The sequence below is a fragment of the Pseudoxanthomonas fibrivorans genome (assembly GCF_041464125.1).
Classification (GTDB): domain Bacteria; phylum Pseudomonadota; class Gammaproteobacteria; order Xanthomonadales; family Xanthomonadaceae; genus Pseudoxanthomonas.
In genome coordinates this window covers 1380019-1398436 of sequence record NZ_JBGNUG010000001.1, presented here as the reverse complement: position 1 = coordinate 1398436, position 18418 = coordinate 1380019, and the positions used below count along the sequence as shown (strand labels likewise).

At 69.4% G+C, this 18418-nt stretch carries 16 protein-coding genes; all 16 read right to left on the bottom strand.

The annotated features are described in order from the left end of the window. Positions 1 to 2: 2 nt before the first annotated feature. Entirely contained in the window at positions 3 to 1637 is a 1635-nt protein-coding gene (locus ACA089_RS06565; protein WP_372014754.1) for a sulfite reductase subunit alpha, read from the bottom strand. Beyond that, positions 1634 to 2608, bottom strand: a complete 975-nt coding sequence (locus ACA089_RS06560) for an FAD:protein FMN transferase (RefSeq protein ID WP_372014753.1) — start codon at positions 2606 to 2608, stop codon at positions 1634 to 1636. Before ACA089_RS06560 ends, ACA089_RS06565 begins: the two co-directional genes overlap by 4 nt. A gap of 13 nt (positions 2609 to 2621) precedes the next feature. Beyond that, entirely contained in the window at positions 2622 to 3431 is an 810-nt protein-coding gene (locus ACA089_RS06555; RefSeq protein ID WP_372014750.1) for a DUF4198 domain-containing protein, read from the bottom strand. 58 nt (positions 3432 to 3489) lie between these two features. Further along, positions 3490 to 4005, bottom strand: a complete 516-nt coding sequence (locus ACA089_RS06550) for a DUF2271 domain-containing protein (RefSeq protein ID WP_372014747.1) — start codon at positions 4003 to 4005, stop codon at positions 3490 to 3492. 15 nt (positions 4006 to 4020) lie between these two features. Beyond that, the gene (locus ACA089_RS06545; protein WP_372014744.1) at positions 4021 to 4668 is read right to left on the bottom strand and encodes a PepSY-associated TM helix domain-containing protein; all 648 of its coding nucleotides are present in this window, start codon (positions 4666 to 4668) and stop codon (positions 4021 to 4023) included. Positions 4669 to 4790: 122 nt separating this feature from the next. Further along, entirely contained in the window at positions 4791 to 7157 is a 2367-nt protein-coding gene (locus ACA089_RS06540; RefSeq protein ID WP_372014742.1) for a TonB-dependent receptor domain-containing protein, read from the bottom strand. A 133-nt stretch (positions 7158 to 7290) separates the two neighbouring features. Beyond that, a complete protein-coding gene (locus tag ACA089_RS06535) occupies positions 7291 to 7701 on the bottom strand; it encodes a hypothetical protein (RefSeq protein ID WP_372014739.1) in 411 nt (136 codons plus the stop codon). A gap of 112 nt (positions 7702 to 7813) precedes the next feature. Next, positions 7814 to 8539 (bottom strand): tetratricopeptide repeat protein, encoded by a 726-nt coding sequence (locus ACA089_RS06530; protein ID WP_372014736.1) that lies wholly within the window; start codon positions 8537 to 8539, stop codon positions 7814 to 7816. Beyond that, positions 8532 to 9221, bottom strand: coding sequence for a Fe2+-dependent dioxygenase (locus ACA089_RS06525; protein WP_372014733.1), 690 nt, complete (start codon positions 9219 to 9221; stop codon positions 8532 to 8534). The genes ACA089_RS06530 and ACA089_RS06525 overlap by 8 nt, the downstream gene beginning before the upstream one ends. Before the next feature lie 60 nt (positions 9222 to 9281). Continuing rightward, positions 9282 to 11513: a TonB-dependent receptor gene (locus ACA089_RS06520; protein ID WP_372014730.1), complete on the bottom strand. Its 2232-nt coding sequence runs from the start codon at positions 11511 to 11513 to the stop codon at positions 9282 to 9284. Positions 11514 to 12625: 1112 nt separating this feature from the next. Beyond that, positions 12626 to 12958 carry a non-heme iron oxygenase ferredoxin subunit gene (locus tag ACA089_RS06515; RefSeq protein WP_372014729.1) on the bottom strand — a complete coding sequence of 111 codons (333 nt, stop codon included), beginning with the start codon at positions 12956 to 12958 and terminating at the stop codon, positions 12626 to 12628. Continuing rightward, complete coding sequence (locus ACA089_RS06510) at positions 12955 to 13497, bottom strand: GNAT family N-acetyltransferase (RefSeq protein WP_372014726.1); 543 nt, start codon at positions 13495 to 13497, stop codon at positions 12955 to 12957. Before ACA089_RS06510 ends, ACA089_RS06515 begins: the two co-directional genes overlap by 4 nt. A gap of 32 nt (positions 13498 to 13529) precedes the next feature. After that, a complete protein-coding gene (locus ACA089_RS06505; RefSeq protein ID WP_372014723.1) occupies positions 13530 to 14801 on the bottom strand; it encodes a cysteine desulfurase in 1272 nt (423 codons plus the stop codon). Next, positions 14798 to 16105 carry a Fe-S cluster assembly protein SufD gene (sufD, locus tag ACA089_RS06500; protein ID WP_372014720.1) on the bottom strand — a complete coding sequence of 436 codons (1308 nt, stop codon included), beginning with the start codon at positions 16103 to 16105 and terminating at the stop codon, positions 14798 to 14800. The genes ACA089_RS06505 and sufD overlap by 4 nt, the downstream gene beginning before the upstream one ends. Beyond that, positions 16105 to 16869: a Fe-S cluster assembly ATPase SufC gene (gene sufC / locus ACA089_RS06495; protein ID WP_372014717.1), complete on the bottom strand. Its 765-nt coding sequence runs from the start codon at positions 16867 to 16869 to the stop codon at positions 16105 to 16107. The genes sufD and sufC overlap by 1 nt, the downstream gene beginning before the upstream one ends. Positions 16870 to 16936: 67 nt before the next feature. Further along, a complete protein-coding gene (sufB, locus tag ACA089_RS06490; protein ID WP_372014715.1) occupies positions 16937 to 18418 on the bottom strand; it encodes a Fe-S cluster assembly protein SufB in 1482 nt (493 codons plus the stop codon).

The window sequence follows — 18418 nt, the reverse complement described above, 5'->3', positions numbered from 1 at the left end:
AGTCAGTAGACGTCGCGCCGGTAGCGGCCTGCTGCACGGAGTTCGTCGCGGCGGGCCACGCCGAGGATATCCCCCAGGGCAATGTCCACGGCGGGCGCCATTGCGCCCGCATTGCCGCAAACCAGGATCGACGCCCCGCGGTCGATCCATCCGCGCAGGGTGTCGGCCGCGGCCTGCAGGCGATGCTGCACGTAGGCCGGCTCCGCGGGCGCGCGGGAAAAGGCGAGGTCGACCCGCTCCAGCACGCCTTCAGCCTGCCAGCGGCGCAGGTCGTCGGCGTAGAAGCGGTCGTGCCCGGGGCTGCGTTCGCCGAACAGCAGCCAGGCGCCGTGCGCGCCCGCAGCTGCGCGGGCCTGCAGGTGCGCGCGCAGGCCCGCGATGCCGGTGCCGCTGCCGACCAGGACCAGTGGCCGGTCCATGGGGGGCGGGTGGAAGCCCGGGTTGGGGCGCACCCGGAGGTCGATGGTGCCGCCCGTCACCGCGTGCTCGCAGAGCCATCCGCTGCCGAGTCCCGGCGTGCCATCCGGATGGGACATGCGCCGCACCAGCAGGCGGACCTGCCCTTCGTCCGGCGTGGAGGCAATCGAGTACTCGCGGTGCGGAAGCGGATCCAGGCGATCTGCCAGCGCCTGTGCGGACAGGCCACGCAGCCGCCGGGGCTCCGGCAGCTGCATGCGCGACAGCAGCACCGCAAGGGGCTCTTCGCCGCGAGGCCCGACGATGCGCGCATCCGGGTCCAGTCCAGCCGCGTCCAGCCACGCGTGCACGTGGTGCGGCGCATGGCGCGGTCCGATCTCGGCGATGTCGCCCGCGGTCCATCGGGGCAGGGGGCCATGTTCCGGGACCAGGGCCAGGTCGTGGACCGGAGCACCCGGGCCGCCCGGGTTGAGCATGACCCGGGCCTCCAGGCGCCAGGGCTCGTATGCGGGCGGCGTCCAGTCGGGCAGGTCGGCCAGGCCGCCGACCCGGCCGACTTCGTACTGCCAGTGGCGCAGGGCGGCCTGGTCGGCATTGTCGACCTCGACGCGGTCGAACAGGGGCCGGGCGCCATGCTCGCGCAGCCATCCGTCGAGCTGGCGGCCGAACGCGCAGTAGTCGCGGTACTCGCGATCGCCCAGGGCGAGCAGCGCGTACTCGAGTCCGGCCAGCACGGGCGCTTCGGACATCGTCCGCCGAAGGAACGCCAGCGCATGGTCCGGCGGATCGCCTTCGCCGGTGGTGCTGACGATGAAGAGCGCGCGCCGGCTGCGCGCCAGCATGCCCGCGTCGACCGCGTCGATCGGCAGCAGCGCTGTCGACACCGCTCCTGACCGCAGCATCTCGACGCTGCGTTCGGCCAGCAGCCGGGCGAACCCGGTCTGGCTGGCCCAGACCACCAGCATCGTGCCTTCCGCCGCATCCGGGTGCGTTGGCGCACGGACCGACGTGCTCGCGCCGCGCCACAGGAACGGGGCGCAGGCGCCCACGTAGGCCAGCAACGCCGCGATGGCCAGCCACCAGCGGAACGGCCGCGGTGGTGCCGTCCACCAGGCGTCCCCGTGCAGGGGCAGGAGCAGCGCCGCCGCAAGCACGAGCAGCGCGGCGAGCGCGATGTTGCCGGCCCAGGCACGGCCGGATGCAGGCGGCCGGGCGTTCATGCGGCGAGCTGCGACTGGAACGCGCCGGTCATGGTTTCCCGAAGTCCACCCGTCCCGTCAGCGGCGACGAATCGCGCCGCCATGCCGCGGTTGCGGGCGAACTCCAGTCCGGCCGCGGCGCCCATCACCGTCAGTGCGGTGGCCCAGGCGTCGGCCTCCATCGCGCTGGTGGCGACCACCGTGACCGACGCTGCCGCGTCCTCCACGGGTACGCCGCTTCGTGGATCGATCGTGTGGGCGTACCACCGGCCATCCTGATCGAAGCGGTGCCAGCGGTCGCCGGAGGTCGCCACCGCGCGGTCGTCCAGGCGCAGCACCCGGGCGGGCATCTCCGGGACCGCTGCGTCGGCCATGGTGGCCTCGACCAGGACTCGCCACGCGTCCCCATCGGGCTTGCGGCCGAAGCCACCGATCTCGCCACCGACCTCCACCAGCGCCGCCCGGATGCCCAGCGAACGCAGCTGCGCGGCCACCAGGTCGACGCCGAAACCCTTGGCGATCGCAGACAGGTCCAGCTGCAGGCCGCCGGGTTGCAGCAGTTCCCTTCCCGCGTCACGGCGCTGGATCCGCGTCCAGCCGCTGCGCGCACGCGCCTGCTCCAGCGCGTCCGCCCCCGGCACGCGCCGCGGCGTTCCCGTGCTGCCGAAACCCCACAGGTCCACCAGCGGGCCCAGCGTGGGATCGAACGCGCCGTCGCTGGCGCCCGCAACCTCGATCGCGCACTCCAGTACCCGGGCGAACTCTTCCGGCAGTTTCCACCAGGTCCCCGCGGGTGCATTGCGGAAGCGGCAGATGTCGGATGCATCGTCCCAGGTGCTCATCTGCGCGACCACCCGGTCGAGCGCCTGCTGGATGCGGGCGTGCAGCGCATGCAGGTCCGCGCGGGGCGGGGCGATGAGCCGCACGCTCCAGCGCGTGCCCATCGTCTCGCCGCCGAGGCTGGCAAGGCTGCCTGCGCTTGCGTGTTCCATCGTCCGTTCCGGCTTACTGCGGCAGCACTTCCAGCGTGGCCACGTAGCTCAGCCGGCGCTGCCTGGCCTGAGGCAGGCTGGTCTTGTCGTCCTGCCGGCTCGCCTCCAGCCAGTACATGCCGGCTTCGGGCCAGGTCACCGAAAACTCGCCGTTCGCGTCGGTGACCGCCTTGATCTCGTCCTGGGCGTTCCGATAGCGCGTTTCACCGCGCACGATCTCGAACTCCACGCCCGCGGCCGGCTTGCCGTCGACCAGCACGCGGAACTTCGCCGCCTCGCCGGCGAACAGGTCGTTGGGGTGGGTCAGCGGCACCAGCTCCAGGCCCTGGCCCGTGGCCTTGAGCGCGGTGTCGTTCGGCGAACCGTTGGTGACGAACGTCTCCACCCGCCCCAGGCTCTGCGAGACCTGCAGGTTCTTCGCGTCCTTCGGCACTTCGGTGGCGAACGTGGCCGGGGTACCGCGCCAGCGCCTGGGCTTGCCGTTCTCTTCCCAGCTGCCGGACAGGCCGCTGTTGACCACGGCGACCCGGTACGTGCCCTGCTGCGCCAGCTGCAGGTCGAACACGCTGCGGTACTTCCCGCTCGCCTGGTTCTGCGGCTGCACCTGGCTGCCGTCGGGTGCGGTGATCACCAAGTTGTCCAGGCGAAGCGGCACGTGGTTGAAGTAGAACAGGTCGTTGGATACCGCGGCATCGACCGTGATCCACGGGTCGGTGCCGGCCAGCACCGTCTGCGAGGGGCGCAGCCAGGCCTTGTGGGCGGCTGCGCCGAATGGCGCGATCAGCGAGGCGATGGCGGCGGCGAGGATCAGGGAGCGCTTCATCTGGATCTCCGGTGGTTGTCGTCGGGTGGCGATGGCGAGAAGTGGCGGAACGGACGCGTCAGGGCTTGACCGCGAGGGTCACGGCGCCGAGTTCGGTGCTGCCCTGCGCCTTGCCGGTCTGGGCGGCCTTCGCAGGCCAGGAGAAGGGAATCTTCACCAGCTCGCGCCCGCCGACTTCGCGCGCGGCCTCGACCACCAGCGTGTACTCGCCCGGCGCGAGGGCCTTGAGCTGCGGCTGGCTGGCGGCGAACGAGACCTCGTGCCTGCCAACCGGCCGGGTCGGCCCGGTGACGCCGTCCACCGGCACCTGCAGCGAGCGGCCCGACTTGCGCCACCACTGGCGCAGGTCCGGCAGCCACTTGGTGCCGTGGCCTTCGGCGGTGTCCTTCATCTGGTACCAGACCGCCAGGTTGGAGGCGACCTTCTGGTCGGCGCCTTCGATCCAGATCGCCACGTACGGCCGGTGGTACTCGGCCACGTTGAGCTTGGGGATCTCGACGTTGATGTCGAGCTCGGCCGCATAGGCCGGCAGCGTCAGCAGGCCGCTGACCGCGATGAACAGCTTGGCGCGCATGGGAACGGGACCTCGTCAGTGGATGAAAAGCAGTGCGAGCAGCAGCGGCACCACCAGCCCGAGGCCGACCAGCGGCCAGGTCAGGCGGCGTTGCCGCGCATGCAGGTGCAGCAGGAACAGGCCGCTGATGCAGAACACCAGGCAGGCGATGGCGAACACGTCGATGAACCAGCCCCAGGCCGGACCGGCGTTGCGCCCCTTGTGCAGGTCGTTGAAGTACGACACCCAGCCACGGCTGGTGTGCTCGAACTCCACGGCGCCGGTCTGGCGGTCGATGCTCAGCCAGGCGTCGGCGCCCGGCGACGGCATCGAGACGTAGGCTTCCTCGGCGGACCATTCGGCCGCTCGGCGGCCGATCGATACCTCCAGCGCCTCGCCCAGCCAGCGCGACACCTCCGGCGGCAGCGGCGCATGGCCTTCGTCGGGCGCGTCGGCCAGGCGGGCGAGCAGCTCGGGGGGCAGGTCTGCGGTGCGGTTGTCCACCCGCGGCTGGGCCTCGATCTTCGCCGCGTGGTTCAACGTGATGCCCGTCGCGGTGAACAGCAGCATTCCGACCAGGCACACGGCCGAGCTGATCCAGTGCCACTGGTGCAGCTGGCGCAACCAGAAGCCGCGGCGCTGCTGGGCCGAGACGGGGTCGTGGCGGGTGGTGGATGGGGTCACGGAGCGTGCGCGGGTTCGAGGCGGGCCAGTATAGGCGATCAATGAGAACAGTTCTCATTGAGTTGGCGGGTCGGTTAACGCACCGGGGCCCGGGCGGTTGACGCGCCCGGGCCCGTCGCCGGTCAGAAGGCGACGTTGAGGCTGACCCAGAGGTTGCGCGCCTTGTCCTTGTTGTTGAAGTCGTCGGTGTAGGTCGGCGTCCAGGAGCCATCCGGGTTATGCGCGAACACGGTCTGGAAGCTGGTGAAGTCCTGGTCGAGCAGGTTGTTGATCCGGGCGAACAGCGAGACGTTGTCGCTGAAGCGGTACTGCGCGGCCAGGTGCAGGACTTCGTAGTCCTGGTAGTACAGCGGATTGTCGTTGGCGTCGCGGCCGCGGTAGCGCCGCGAGCGCGCCTCGCCGATCAGCTGGGCGCTGATGCGCTCGGTGATCGCCCAGTCCAGGGTCAGGTTGGCCATGTGCTTGACCGACTGGGTCAGCGGGAAGCCGGCGTCGTCGCCGCTGAGCCGCTCGCTGTCGGTGTAGGTGTAGTTGGCGCGCAGCGAGAGCGGTTCGACGATCCGCCAGTTGCCGGCGAGCTCGGCGCCACGGATGCGTGCCTTGTCGATGTTGACGTACTGCATCACGCTGCCCACCCCGAGCACTGCCCAGTAGTCGCCGAGGTTGACGCAGGGGCGCACGCCGCCGGTCACGGTGCAGCTCTGGCTCGCCTCGACGCGCTCGATCTTGTCCTCGAAGTCGTTCTGGAAGACCGTCAGGTTGAAGTCGTTGCCGCCGTCGGCTGAGCTCCAGTACAGCGCGATCTCGCTGTTGACGCTGGTCTCCGGCTCCAGGTCCGGGTTGCCGGCCCAGGGGCTGGTGCCCTGGCCGCCGAAGCCGGTGATGCCGTCGTACAGGTCGGTGGTCTTGGGGGTCTTGTAGCCGGTACTCACGCCGCCCTTCAGTACCCAGGCTTCGGAGATGTTGTAGACGCCATACAGGCGCGGGCTGAGGTGGCCGCCGAACAGGTTGTGGTCGTCGTAGCGCAGGCCGCCGGTGACGGTCAGCGCTTCCATCGGCGTCCAGTTGTCCTCGGCGAACAGCGACCACATGCGGTGCTCCTGCACGGTGCCGTTGCCGTAGCCGCCGCCTTCCATGCCGAACACGCCGTCCTCCAGTTCGCCATCGATCGCCTGCCCGCCAAGCACCAGGTGGTGGCTGCCGAGGCGGCTGTCCAGCGGGATGTCGAGCTTGGCGTCCAGCGTGTACTGGCTGCTTTCCATGACCCGCTTGGGACGCGGCAGGAAGGTGTCGACCATCAGCTGCTGGCGCTGCGCGCGGGTCATCCCGGCATACGGCCCGGTGGTGCAGGTGGCGGCGTTGTTGCAGTACAGGCTGCGGTGGGCGACACGTTCGTCGACGCTGAAGGGCAGGGTGCGGCCATGGTTGCCGGTGTCGATGTGCGACAGCGAAACCAGGCTGTTGCCGAAGTCCCACTGGCCCTGGTGGGTCAGCGCCCACTGGTCGCGCGTGAATTCCTGGTCGGCGGCATAGCCCACCTGCGGTGCGGCACGCCACAGGCCGGCCAGGCCATCGACGGTACCGAGTGGATAGGTCTCGGTGCCCAGGTTGTTGATGTAGGGCGTGTTGTCGTAGACCTGCTCGGAGGCGTCGTATTCCAGCTTCAGGCTCTGGTTGTCCGTGGGCGTCCAGCTCAAGGTGATACCGGCGCTCTTGTTGGTGTTGTCCACGGTCTTGCCGCCGCCGCCGAAGCCCAGCGCGCGTTCGTGCGGATTGCCGTCGGGATCGTAGATCACCTCGTACTCGGGGGTGGATGCATCGCGTTCGTACCACGACCCGCGCACGCCCAGGCCGAGCGTGTCGGCGACCAGCGGCCCCATCAGCGCGAAATCAAAGGTGCTCTCGGAGCCGAAATCGCTGTTCTCCTGGAAGCTGTGGCCTACGCTGGCCGAGCCGCGCCAGCGGTCGGACACCTTGCGGGTGATGATGTTGATCACGCCACCCAGCGCGTCGGCGCCGTACAGCGTCGAAGCGGGCCCGCGGATCACCTCGATCCGCTCGATCATGTCCAGCGGCGGGATATGGTTGAACTGGTTGCCGCCGAACGAGTTCGGATAGATGTCGCCATGGTTGTTCTGGCGACGGCCGTCGATCAGCACCAGGGTGTACTCGGGTCCCATGCCGCGGATGCTGATGGTCTTCTGCCCGGTCTTGTCGGAAGTTTCACCCACGTCCACGCCTTCCAGGTCGCGCACGGCGTCGATCAGCGTGAGGTACGGCCGCTTCTGCAGCTGTTCGCGGGTGATGACACTGATGCTGGCAGGCGCATCGACGATCTTCTGCTCGAAGCCGGCGGCGGTGACCACCACCGTGTCCAGCGTGGTCGGGTCTGGAACGGGCGCGGCGATGGCGAGTGCGGGCGAAGCGAGGATCGCGGACAGGATCGAGGCCAATACGGTGGGGCGCGGGGAGTGCATGTGGGACGTCATGGACAGGCTCGTGGATTCGCAACGGTAGGTGCGCGCCCGCACGCCTGCGCCGCCGGATGGCCGGCGCGCCGCGCGACGCGGGAGGGCGTATGGGAAGTTGGGCGAAGCGACGCGGCGCGGAGGCGCCGCAAGCTCAGGCCGCCGGCGGCGCCTGGCTCGGGTGGAGGCGCAGCCGGCCTGCATCGGCCGAAGCCGTGAGCGTCGTCGCCACACTGGTAACGTCACGAACTGCGCTGGAGTCGCGCGCTGTCGGCGTCGGCGTGTCGAGGCCGATGCCTGCGAGGTCCGTGGTGGGCGGGACGGTGCGGCTGCCGCAGCACTGGTGCGATGGGCTGGACTGGACCGCCAGTTGCGCCTGCCGCGGCTTCTTGCGCGGTGCCGCGTGATGCCGACTGTCGCCGGGCACGCCGCCGGACGGTGACGTCGTCAGGCCGGAATGTGTTGCGATGCCGGACGTCGCGGCCTGGCGCGCCTGCGCCTGGCCGAGTCCCGCGATCAGGGCCCAGGCAAGCAGCAGCACCGCGACAACGACGGCGGCCACCATGCCACGGCGGCATGCGGGCGCTTGATCGACGGAGTGCGTGGTTGCGGACAAGTAGAGGGCCCCGGGACGCCAGCGATTTGACATCCGACCGTTACATTCTAATTGAGAATAATTATCGAATGCAATCGAGAGCTGCTGGCAACACCGGCCCGACTTGGCCGGGTTCGGTCGATGCGCCGAGAGCCAGATGGCGCAGCTGCGGGTGTGGACTGTCGCGGAGTCCGGTCCGCAACCGTTCGGCCAGCGCCGGATGGGCGCCTGCCAGTGCGCGCTGTGCCCACACGACGGCTTCGCCCACGAGACCATCGTCGGCCAACGTCGAAGCGTAGTTGGCCTGGCCGCGCGGATCGCCGCCGCGCGCGGCGCGCTGGTACCAGAGCCGGGCCTGTCCGTCGTCACGCGTGACTGTCCATCCATTCTCGTGGAAGCGCCCGACGAAATTCATCGCACCGGCATGCCCGTGCTGCGCTGCGCGCATGTACCAATGGAACGCCGCAGCGCGATCAGGAGCGACCCCGTTCCCCGACGCGAGAAGGTGGGCGAGGTTGTACATGCCCCAGTCGAGCCCTGCTTCAGCGGCCTTGCGGTACCACACGGCCGCCAGCGCGAAATCCACCGGCGCACCTTGTCCGAGCTCATGGCAGCGACCGAGCAGGTTCATCGCCATCGGATCACCCAGGTTGGCGGCCACGCTGAACCAGTGGGCGGCCTCGAAGGGATCGGGATCGGTGCCGCATCCTTCCATGCACGCCTGGGCCAGCAGCAGCTGGGCCTCCCGTTGCCCAGCCTGCGCCGCACTGCGGAGTCGGCTCAGCTCTACAGTGGCTGCTTCAGACATCGGCCCAGTGCCGCAGAAGGTTGTGGTAAATGCCGGTCAGCTGCACAAGCGAAGGATGGTCGGGCACGTCGCGGGTCAGGCGGCGGATCGAGACATCGAGTTCGAACATCAGCCGTCGCTGGCTGTCCTCGCGCACCATGCTCTGGATCCAGAAGAACGAGGCCAGGCGCGCGCCGCGCGTCACCGGGTTTACCCGGTGCAGGCTGGTACCCGGGTACAGCACCAGGTGGCCGGCGGGCAGCTTCACCTGCTGCACGCCGTAGGTGTCTTCGATCACCAGTTCGCCGCCGTCGTAGTCACCGGGATCACTCAGGAACAGGGTCGCCGACAGGTCGGTGCGCACCGGCCGGGCGGGATCGCCGCCGCTGCGGTCGTAGCGCACGGCGTTGTCCACGTGGAAGCCGAACGACTGGCCGTCGCGGTAGCAGTTGAACAGCGGCGGGTAGATCCGCCGCGGCAAGGCGGCCGAGAAGAACGTCGAACTGGCCTGCGCGGCGTCGTGCACCACTGCACCGAGCTCGCGTGCGACCTCGCTGTCCTCCGGCAACTGCAGGTTGTCCTTGACCCTGGCCGACTGATGGCCGGCGGTGATCCGGCCATCGGCCCAGCCGGCCTGTTGCAGGCGGTGGCGGCAATGGACGACCTGCTCGGCGGTGAGGACATCGGGGATCGACAGCAGCATGGCGGTTCTCGCGGAAAGCCCCGCCCCGGCGGGGCGGGGCAGGGTGGGGGCGGTGTCGCCTCAGAAGCGGACGGTCGCGGTCAGCACCACCGAACGCGCGGCGCCGGGCGTGGCCCAGCCGTTGTTGCGGACGCGGGTGAAATACTGCTTGTCGAACAGGTTGTCGACGTTGAGCTGCAGCGCAAAGCCTCCGTCGAACTGGTAGCCGACCATCGCCCGGTGCATGGTGTAGCTCTTGGCCTGCGGGGCGTTGTCGGTGCTGGCCAGGTAGAAGCTGCCCTGGTAGTTCACCCCGTAGCCCACGGTCCAGTCGGACAGGGCGTAGCTGGTCCACACGCTGCCGGAGTGCTCGGGAACGTTGGCCAGCGGATTGCCTGCCTGAGCGTCGATGCCGGTGGAGTCCTTGACGAAGTCGGACACGCTCTGCAGCACCTCGCTGTCCAGGAACGCGTAATTGGCGAACACCGACCAGGCATGGGTGATCCGCCCGGCCGCACCGAGGATTACGCCGTCCACGCGCGCCTGGCCGTCCAGCTGCTGCATGCCGCTGGGATTGTCCGGGTTGCCCGGGTCGGCGACCTTGTAGTTCTGGCGTTCGTTGCGGAATGCGGCGGCGGTCAACGCGAGCTTGTCGCCCAGCACGTTCCACTTGGTGCCCAGCTCGATGTTCACCGCCGTTTCCGGATCCACCTCGCAGGTCTGCAGCGTGCAGGCGCCATTGACCGAAGCCTTCGACGGCGTCCTGGAGTCGGAATACGACAGGTAGACGCTGCCGTTCTGCGCGGGCTTGTAGACCAGCCCGGCGCGGTAGGAGAACAGGTCGTCGGCGTTCTCAAAACTCGCGTCGCTCGTGACGTTGCCGGCGGCATTGAAGGCGCGCACGCGGCTGTCGCCTTCGTTGTGCTCGTAACGCGCGCCCAGGCCCAGCTGCCACTGCGGATTGAATTCCAGCGTGTCGAACAGGTAGACGGCCTGGTTGTCCAGCGTGCCGGCGGTGCGCCCGGCACGGATGTAGTTGACCGGGCCGGTATACGTGTTGTCGGGGTCGGCCAGGCTCATCGGCGGATACACCGGCGTGGTGCCGTTCGGATAGCGCTGGATGTTGCCATTGTCGAGGTCGTAGGTTTCGTGCAGGAACGAGGCCCCGGCCACCATCGTGTGACCCACGCTGCCGGTCGCGAAGCGCGTGGTCAGGTCGGTCTGGTTGTAGGCCAGCCCGTTGCGCGTGTCGCGTGTGGTGCCGCGCGGGCCGCTGGGCACGAAGCTGCCGCGGTTGGCGCAGGCAGCGCCGGTGGCCGGATTGACCCCGCTGTCCAGGCACCAGGTGCCCTGGGTCGGGTTGACCACGGTGTACTGGTCCACGCGCTGTACCCGCGCCAGGTTGCGGATCGAGGTCGCCTCGTTGAAGTCGTGCTCGAAGATGCCGGTCAGTACGTCGACTTCGACTTCCTGGGTGTCCATGTTGCGATAGCCGAAGTAGCTTTCGCGGCTCACGCCCGGCAACAGCCCGCCATAGGCGGCGAAGTACGGAACGCCGTATTCGGGGATGTTGTCGTCCTGCTGGTGCAGGTAACTCACCGAGAAACGCGTGTCGGTACCCAGGCCGATCGCCAGCGATGGCGCGATGCCCCAGCGCTTGTACTCCTCCACGTCGCGGTCGGGCACGTCGTTGCGGTGGGCCATCGCGTTCACGCGCAAGGCCTGGCCCTGGCCGAAGTCGAAGTTGCTGTCGACGCTGGCACGGCCGAAGCTGTCGGTGCCCGCGCCGAGCGTGACGGTGGTCAGGTCGCCTTCGCGCGCGACCTTGTTGACCAGGTTGATCGTGCCGCCGACCGATCCGGCGCCCGAGTAGGCCGAGTTCGCGCCGTTGACCAGCTCGATGGACTCGAGGTTGAAATTGTCCGTACGCGTGTACTGCGCGCTGTCGCGCACGCCGTCGACCGTGATGTCGTTGCTGGCGCTGAAACCGCGCAGGTTGACGCTGTCGCCATAGCCGCCGCCGCCTTCGCCGGCGCCGAACGTGATGCCCGGCAGGGTGCTGAGGATGTCGCGCAGGCCGATCAGGCCCTGCTGGTCCATCACCTCCCGCGTCACCACCGTGATGGTCTGGGGAGTGTCGACCAGCGGTGCGGTGTACTTCGGCGAGGAAGCCTTCTCGACGTGGTGGCCCTGGACTTCCAGGCTGTCGAGTTCGGTCACGTTCTTGTCGGCGTCGTCACTTGCCTGTGCGATGGCAGGCGCGGCCAGGGCGAGGAGGACGGCGGAGGAGAGGGGAGAAAATGCGGTGGTCATGGGTGGAGGGTCGCTCGGGGAGTGGGTCCGACTGGCGATGGCTGCGGATGCGGGTGATCGGGCTCACGGGTACGGCCACGACGGCGGTGCTGCCGTGGTTACGAGTGGGTCGCGGTGGCTCGGGGCGCTGCGGCATGTTGCAGCCGCCCCTTGGCTTGGATCAGACGCTCGCGGGAGGCGCGTGCGCGGGCGGCAGGAAGCCGTCGCCCATGGGCCCGCTGGCGCGGGAGTGCGACGGACCACGCAACAGAACGGAGAATGCGGACGGGCCCGGAACGCGCGACGCCCCGGGATGGCCATCCCTGTCACCCGGGCTCTCGGGCTCTATCGATGGTCCGGAAGGCGCGGGGACCGTAGCGGCGGGCCCTTTGGCGTCGGCCGGTGGTGGCTGGGCGGCAGACGACTGGGCGAACTGCATGGACACCTGCCGGGCAGGCCGGCCGGACGCCAGGTCCGATGCGATGGCCGCGAGCAGCGCCGACAGAAGGCAGGCCACGGCGAAGGCCAGCCAGCCGGCGTGGGCGCGGGTACTGCGAGCTGATGCGCCCGAACGCATCCGCCGCCGGGGGAGCGCCGTGTGCGGGAAGGCGGTCGGCGTTGCGCGCATTGATGGCGGGACCGGCGGGCGGGATAGCCATATTAAACGAGAATTATTCTCGTTGAAATAGCCGCGGGCTGCAGGGCGTCGGTGGCGCAAGCCAGGTCTGCAGCCCTTCGCGCAAAGCCGCGCCAGCGGCCCGCCCGGGGACTGGGGCTGATCCCGGATTGATCCATGCACGTCCGCGACGGGTCATTCGGTGAATGCCTGTCAGGGACGCCGCGGGTGGGCAGTCTCGTCGGTGCTGTTCGGCCGACGTCCAATGGCCGCAGTGCAGCAAGCCGGGCTCGGCCTCGTTTGCCATGTCGTGCTGTTCGAACAGCCAGGGACCTCGCCTACAGGGGGGCCCGCGCCATCCTCACGCCCCGCGCGCGGTCACTTCGCGGGAGCGCTGCCAGAAGCGCGCCGCCAGGGAGACGCGGCCGAGGCGCAGTGCGCTGGGTGACTTCCCGCCTGCGCCCGACCTGGCCGGACACGACGACGGCGCGACGCGGCGCGCCCGGCCTCGGGATGCTCAACCGCGGTCGTCGCGGGTCCAGACGCCGCCATGCTCGGTCTTTACCGGGAACTTGGGCACCGGCGAATAGGCCGGGGCGCACAGCGCACGCCCGTCCCGTACGTCGAACCGGGCGCCGTGCAGCACGCATTCGACGCTGCCTTCCGCGGGCTCGAAGGCGCCGGAAGACAGTTCGAAATCCTCGTGGCTGCAGCGGTCTTCGAGCGCATAGAGGTCGCCATCCAGGTTGAACACCAGGATGGGCGTTCCGGTGACTTCGTCGAACACCGGCTTCATCTCGCCCGGCAGGAGTTCGCCGGTCGGACAGACGAAGGTCCACGTCCCGCTCACGCCATGCTCTCCTGGCGCAGCTCCTTCTGCAGCACTTCGAAACGCAGGTCGTCGCGCAGCGGGATGCCGTAGCGCTCGTCGCCGTAGGGAAAGGGTTTGTGGACGCCGGTGCGCACGTAGCCGCGGCGTTCGTAGAAGGCGATCAGCTCGTCGCGGACGTCGATCACGGTCATGCGCATGCTCGGCAGCCGCCACTGGTCGCGCGCGACGCGCTCGGCCTCGGCCAGCACCGCCTTGCCGACGCCGCCGCCCTGGAGGTCGGGGCGTACCGAGAACATGCCGAAGTAGCCCGCGCCGTCCTCCTCGGCGACGTGCGCGCATGCCAGCAGCATGCCGTCACGCTCGGCAAGCAGGACGACGCTGCGCGGACGGTCGATGTCGCGGCGCAGCCCCTCCGGATCGATGCGCTGGCCATCGAGCATGTCGGCTTCGGTGGTCCAGCCGGCGCGGCTGGCGTCGCCGCGATAGGCGGAGGTGACCAGTTCGACGAGGGCGGGGATGTCGGCTTCGGCGGCCGCACGGAACGTGAGGGAATCCATAGCCGGCATTCTAGCGCGGTGCAGGCGACCGCTCAGGCGACCAGCAGGCGGCGGGTCTTTTCCAGCGCCGCGGCGAAACGATCGATCTCCTCGTGCGTGTTGTAGAACGCCAGCGACGCGCGCAGGGTCGCGGCGACGCCGAAGTACTGGAGGAGCGGGTGCGCGCAGTGCTGGCCGGAGCGCACGGCGACGCCTTCCAGGTCCAGCAGGGTGGCCAGGTCGTGAGCGTGCGCCCCTTCCACCAGGAACGAGATCACCGCCGCCTTGCCGGGCGCGGTGCCGAAAACGCGCAGCCCGGGGATGGCCTGGAGCGCCTCCGTCGCGTGGGCGAGCAGCTCGGACTCGCGCGCGGCCACGTGGTCCATGCCGACGGTTTCGAGGTAGTCCACGGCCGCGCCCAGGCCGATGAAGCCGGCGATGTTCGGGGTGCCCGCCTCGAACCTGTGCGGCGGATCGTTGAAGACCGTGCCGTCGAAGCTGACTTCCCGGATCATCTCGCCGCCGCCGAGGAACGGCGGCATCGCCTGCAGGTGTTCGCGCCGCGCCCACAGCGCGCCGGTCCCGGTGGGCCCGCACATCTTGTGGCCGGTGATGGCGTAGAAATCGCAGCCGATCGACGGCACGTCGAGCTTCAGGTGGGGAGCCGCCTGGGAGCCGTCGACCACGGTGACGATGCCGCGGCGTCGCGCCTCGCGGCAGATGTCCCGGACCGGATTGACCGTGCCGAGCACGTTCGAGACGTGGGCGATCGCCAGCAGCTTCACATCGCCGGTCATCGCCCGGTTCAGCGCATCCAGGTCGAGGCTGCCGTCGGGCAGGATCTCGGCCACCTTGACCGTGGCGCCGGTGCGCTGCGCGACCAGTTGCCACGGAACGATGTTGGCGTGGTGCTCCATCCTCGACACCAGGATGGTATCGCCGGCCTTGAGCCGCGGCAGCGCCCACGAATAGGCCACGAGGTTCAGCGCGAAGGTGGTGCCGCTGCACAGCACCAGTTCGTCGGGACGGACGTTGAGGAAGCGGGCCAGCTTGCCGCGCGCGCCCTCGTAGGCGTCGGTCGCCTCGGTTCCCAGCGCATGCACGGCGCGGCTCACGTTCGCGTTCTGGCGACGGTAGAACTCGTCCTGCGAGGCGATCACCGGCAGCGGCTTCTGGCCGGTATTGGCATTGTCCAGGTACACCAGCGGCTTGCCGTGCACTTCCCGCATCAGCAGCGGGAAGTCGGCCCGTACCCGGGCCCAGTCGACGGCGCCCTGGTGGTGCGGCAGGGCGGCATCGTGGACCGCGGCCGGAACGGTGCTCATGCGGGCTCCCCGGTGCCGAAGGCGATGGCGAGCGCGGCATCCAGCCGCGCAAGCAGGTACTGGCGCAGGTCGCCGTCCTCGAGCGCCAGCAGCGGCTCGCGGCAGAAGGCCACCGTCAGCAGGCGTCGGGCTTGCGGCTCGGCGATGCCGCGCGAGCGCAGGTAGAACAGGGCGCCGGCGTCGAGCTGGCCGACCGTGGCGCCGTGCGCGGCCTTGACCTCGTCGGCGTCGATGACCAGCACCGGCTGGGTATCGATCTCGGCGTCGGCCGACAGCAGCAGGTTCTTGTTCGACAGCGCGGCGTCGGTGCCGTCGGCGCCGGCGCGGATGCCGATGCCGCCATGGAAGACGACCCGGCTGCGCCCGTCGGCGATCCCGCGCCACACCAGCTCGCAGGCGGTGTCCCGCGCGATGTGCTCGATCCCGAGGCGGGTGTCGACATGCCGCCGGCCGTCACCGAGCAGGACGCCATTGGCGGTCAGCCGGGCGCCGTCGCCCTCGAGGCGGACGTTGAGTTCGTGACGGGCCAGGGCCGAGCCCAGCTCAAGGTCGAAGCGCCGGTACTGCGCATCGCGTCCCAGCACCGCATCGGTGCGGGCGAAGCGGCTGGCGCGGGCGGCATCCGACTGGATCCGGGCATGGCGCACCACGGCGCGCTGGCCGGCATGCAGGTGCAGGACGTCGTTGGACAGGTGCGCATGGTCGCCGGCGCCGAGCTGGTGTTCGACGAGGTCGATGGATGCGTCGTTGCGGACGTCGACGAAGTGGCGCAGGTGCCAGGCGCGGTCGCCGGCCTGGGGGACGCCGACGAAGACAAGGTGCAGCGGCGCCTGGACCTTGACCCCCGCGTCGATCCGCAGCACCACGCCTTCGTCGGCGAGGGCGGCGTTGGCGCGGGCGAAGACGTCGCTGGACTGGTCGTAGCGGCGCAGGATGAAGTTGACGTCGCGCGGCTCGCCGCTGGCCAGCGCCTGCGAGAACGGCGCGAGCGCGACGCCGGCCGGCAGCCCGGACAGGTCGCTGCGGGCGGGGTCGTGGCGGCCGTTGACGAAGACCAGCCGCGGTGCGGGGATGTCGTCCAGCAGCGCACCGTCGAACGCGGGCGCGATCGCGTCGGCGGCCGCGAATGCACGCCGCTCCAGCGCGCGCAACGGGGTGTACTTCCAGGCTTCCTCGCGCGGGCCTGGCAGGCCGTCGGCGAGCAGCGCGTCCATGGCCTGGCGACGGCCGTCGCCGAGCTGCTGTGCGTCGACGGCCGGCAGGGTGGCGAACGCGTCGCGGAACGAATCGAGCAGCGCGCCCATTAAGCCACCTTTTCCGGCGGCACCCGGTCCTTCAGCCAGGCGTAGCCGTGCTGTTCGAGCTCGAGCGCCAGTTCCGGCCCGCCGCTCTCGACGATGCGGCCGTCCGCCAGCACGTGGACCACGTCCGGCCTGATGTAGTCGAGCAGGCGCTGGTAGTGGGTGATGACCAGGAACGAACGGTCGGCGGCGCGCAGCGCATTGACGCCGTCGGCCACGACCCGCAGCGCATCGATGTCCAGGCCCGAGTCGGTCTCGTCCAGGATCGCCAGCTTCGGCTCGAGCACGGCCAGCTGGAAGATCTCGTTGCGCTTCTTCTCGCCGCCGGAGAAACCTTCATTCACGCCGCGGTGCAGCAGTTCGTCCTTCAGGTGCAGCACGGCCAGCTTCTCGCGGACCAGCTTGAGGAACTGCATCGAATCCAGCTCGGCCTCGCCGCGCGCCTTGCGCTGGGCGTTGAGCGCGCTGCGCAGGAAGTAGGTGTTGTTCACCCCCGGGATCTCGACCGGGTACTGGAACGCGAGGAACAGGCCCGCCGCGGCGCGCTCCTCCGGCTCCAGCTCGAACAGCGCCTTGCCGTCGAACTCCACGCGGCCGGCGGTGACCTCGTAGCCGTCGCGGCCGGCGAGCACGTTGCCGAGGGTGGACTTGCCGGCGCCGTTGGGGCCCATGATGGCGTGCACCTGTCCCGGCTTCACGTCCAGCGACAGGCCCTTGAGGATTTCCTTGCCGGCGACGCTGGCGTGGAGGTTTTCGATCTTCAGCATGTTGGGTTCCGTGGGGCGGGACAGGCCCGCCGGGTATTCGAATGCGTTGCGGAGGCGGGGCGCCGGGTCAGCCGACCGAGCCTTCCAGCGAGACTTCCAGCAGCTTCTTGGCCTCGACCGCGAACTCCATCGGCAGCTCGCGGAAGACCTGCTTGCAGAAGCCGTCGACGATCAGCGAGACCGCGTCCTCGGCCGAGATGCCGCGCGAGCGGCAGTAGAACAGCTGGTCGTCGCTGATCTTGGAGGTGGTGGCCTCGTGTTCGACCGTGGCGCCGGGATTCTTCACCTCGATGTAGGGGAAGGTGTGGGCGCCGCACTGCTTGCCGATCAGCAGGCTGTCGCACTGGGTGTAGTTGCGCGCGCCGTCGGCATTGCGGTCGACCTTGACCAGGCCGCGGTAGGTGTTCTGGCCACGGCCAGCGCTGATCCCCTTGGATACGATCTTGGACTTGGTGCGCTTGCCGACGTGGATCATCTTGGTGCCGGTGTCGGCCTGCTGGCGGTGGTGGGTCAGCGCGACCGAATGGAATTCGCCGGAGGAGTCGTCGCCCAGCAGCACGCAGGACGGGTATTTCCAGGTGATCGCCGAGCCGGTCTCGACCTGGGTCCAGGTGACCTTGCTGCGCGCACCGCGGCATTCGGCGCGCTTGGTCACGAAGTTGTAGATGCCGCCACGGCCTTCCTCGTCGCCCGGGTACCAGTTCTGCACGGTCGAGTACTTGATCTCGGCGTCGTCGAGCACGACCAGCTCAACCACCGCCGCGTGCAGCTGGTTCTCGTCGCGCATCGGCGCGGTGCAGCCCTCGAGGTAGGAGACGTAGCTGCCTTCCTCGGCGATGATCAGGGTCCGCTCGAACTGGCCGGTGTGGCCGGCATTGATCCGGAAGTAGGTGCTCAGCTCCATCGGGCAGCGCACGCCCTTCGGGATGAACACGAAGCTGCCGTCGGAGAACACCGCCGAGTTGAGCGCGGCGAAATAGTTGTCGCCGTGCGGGACCACGCTGCCCAGGTACTTCTTCACAAGTTCGGGATGCTCGCGGATCGCCTCGGACATCGAGCAGAACACGATGCCCTTCTCGGCCAGCTCTTTCCGGAACGTCGTGCCGACGGAGACCGAGTCGAACACCGCGTCCACCGCCACGCCGGCCAGCTTGGCGCGCTCATGCAGCGGCACGCCGAGCTTGTCGTAGGTGTCGAGCAGCTCCTTGGGGACCTCGTCCAGCGAGGCGTACTTGGGGCCCTTGGGCGCGGAGTAGTAGCTGATCGCCTGGAAGTCGATCGGCGCGATCTGCAGCTTGGCCCAGTGCGGCACCGGCATGCCCAGCCAGCGGCGGTAGGCATCCAGGCGCCACTGCGTCATCCATTCCGGTTCGTCCTTCTTCGCCGACAGGGCGCGGATGGTATCCTCGTCCAGGCCCGGCGGAAGCGAGTCGGACTCGATCTCGGTGACGAAGCCGGCGTCGTAGCGCCGTCCCAGGCGCTCGAGGATCTCGGCGTTCTGCGGCGGGGTGTCGACGGTGGCGGCGGTTGCTTCGGTCTGGGTGGCCAT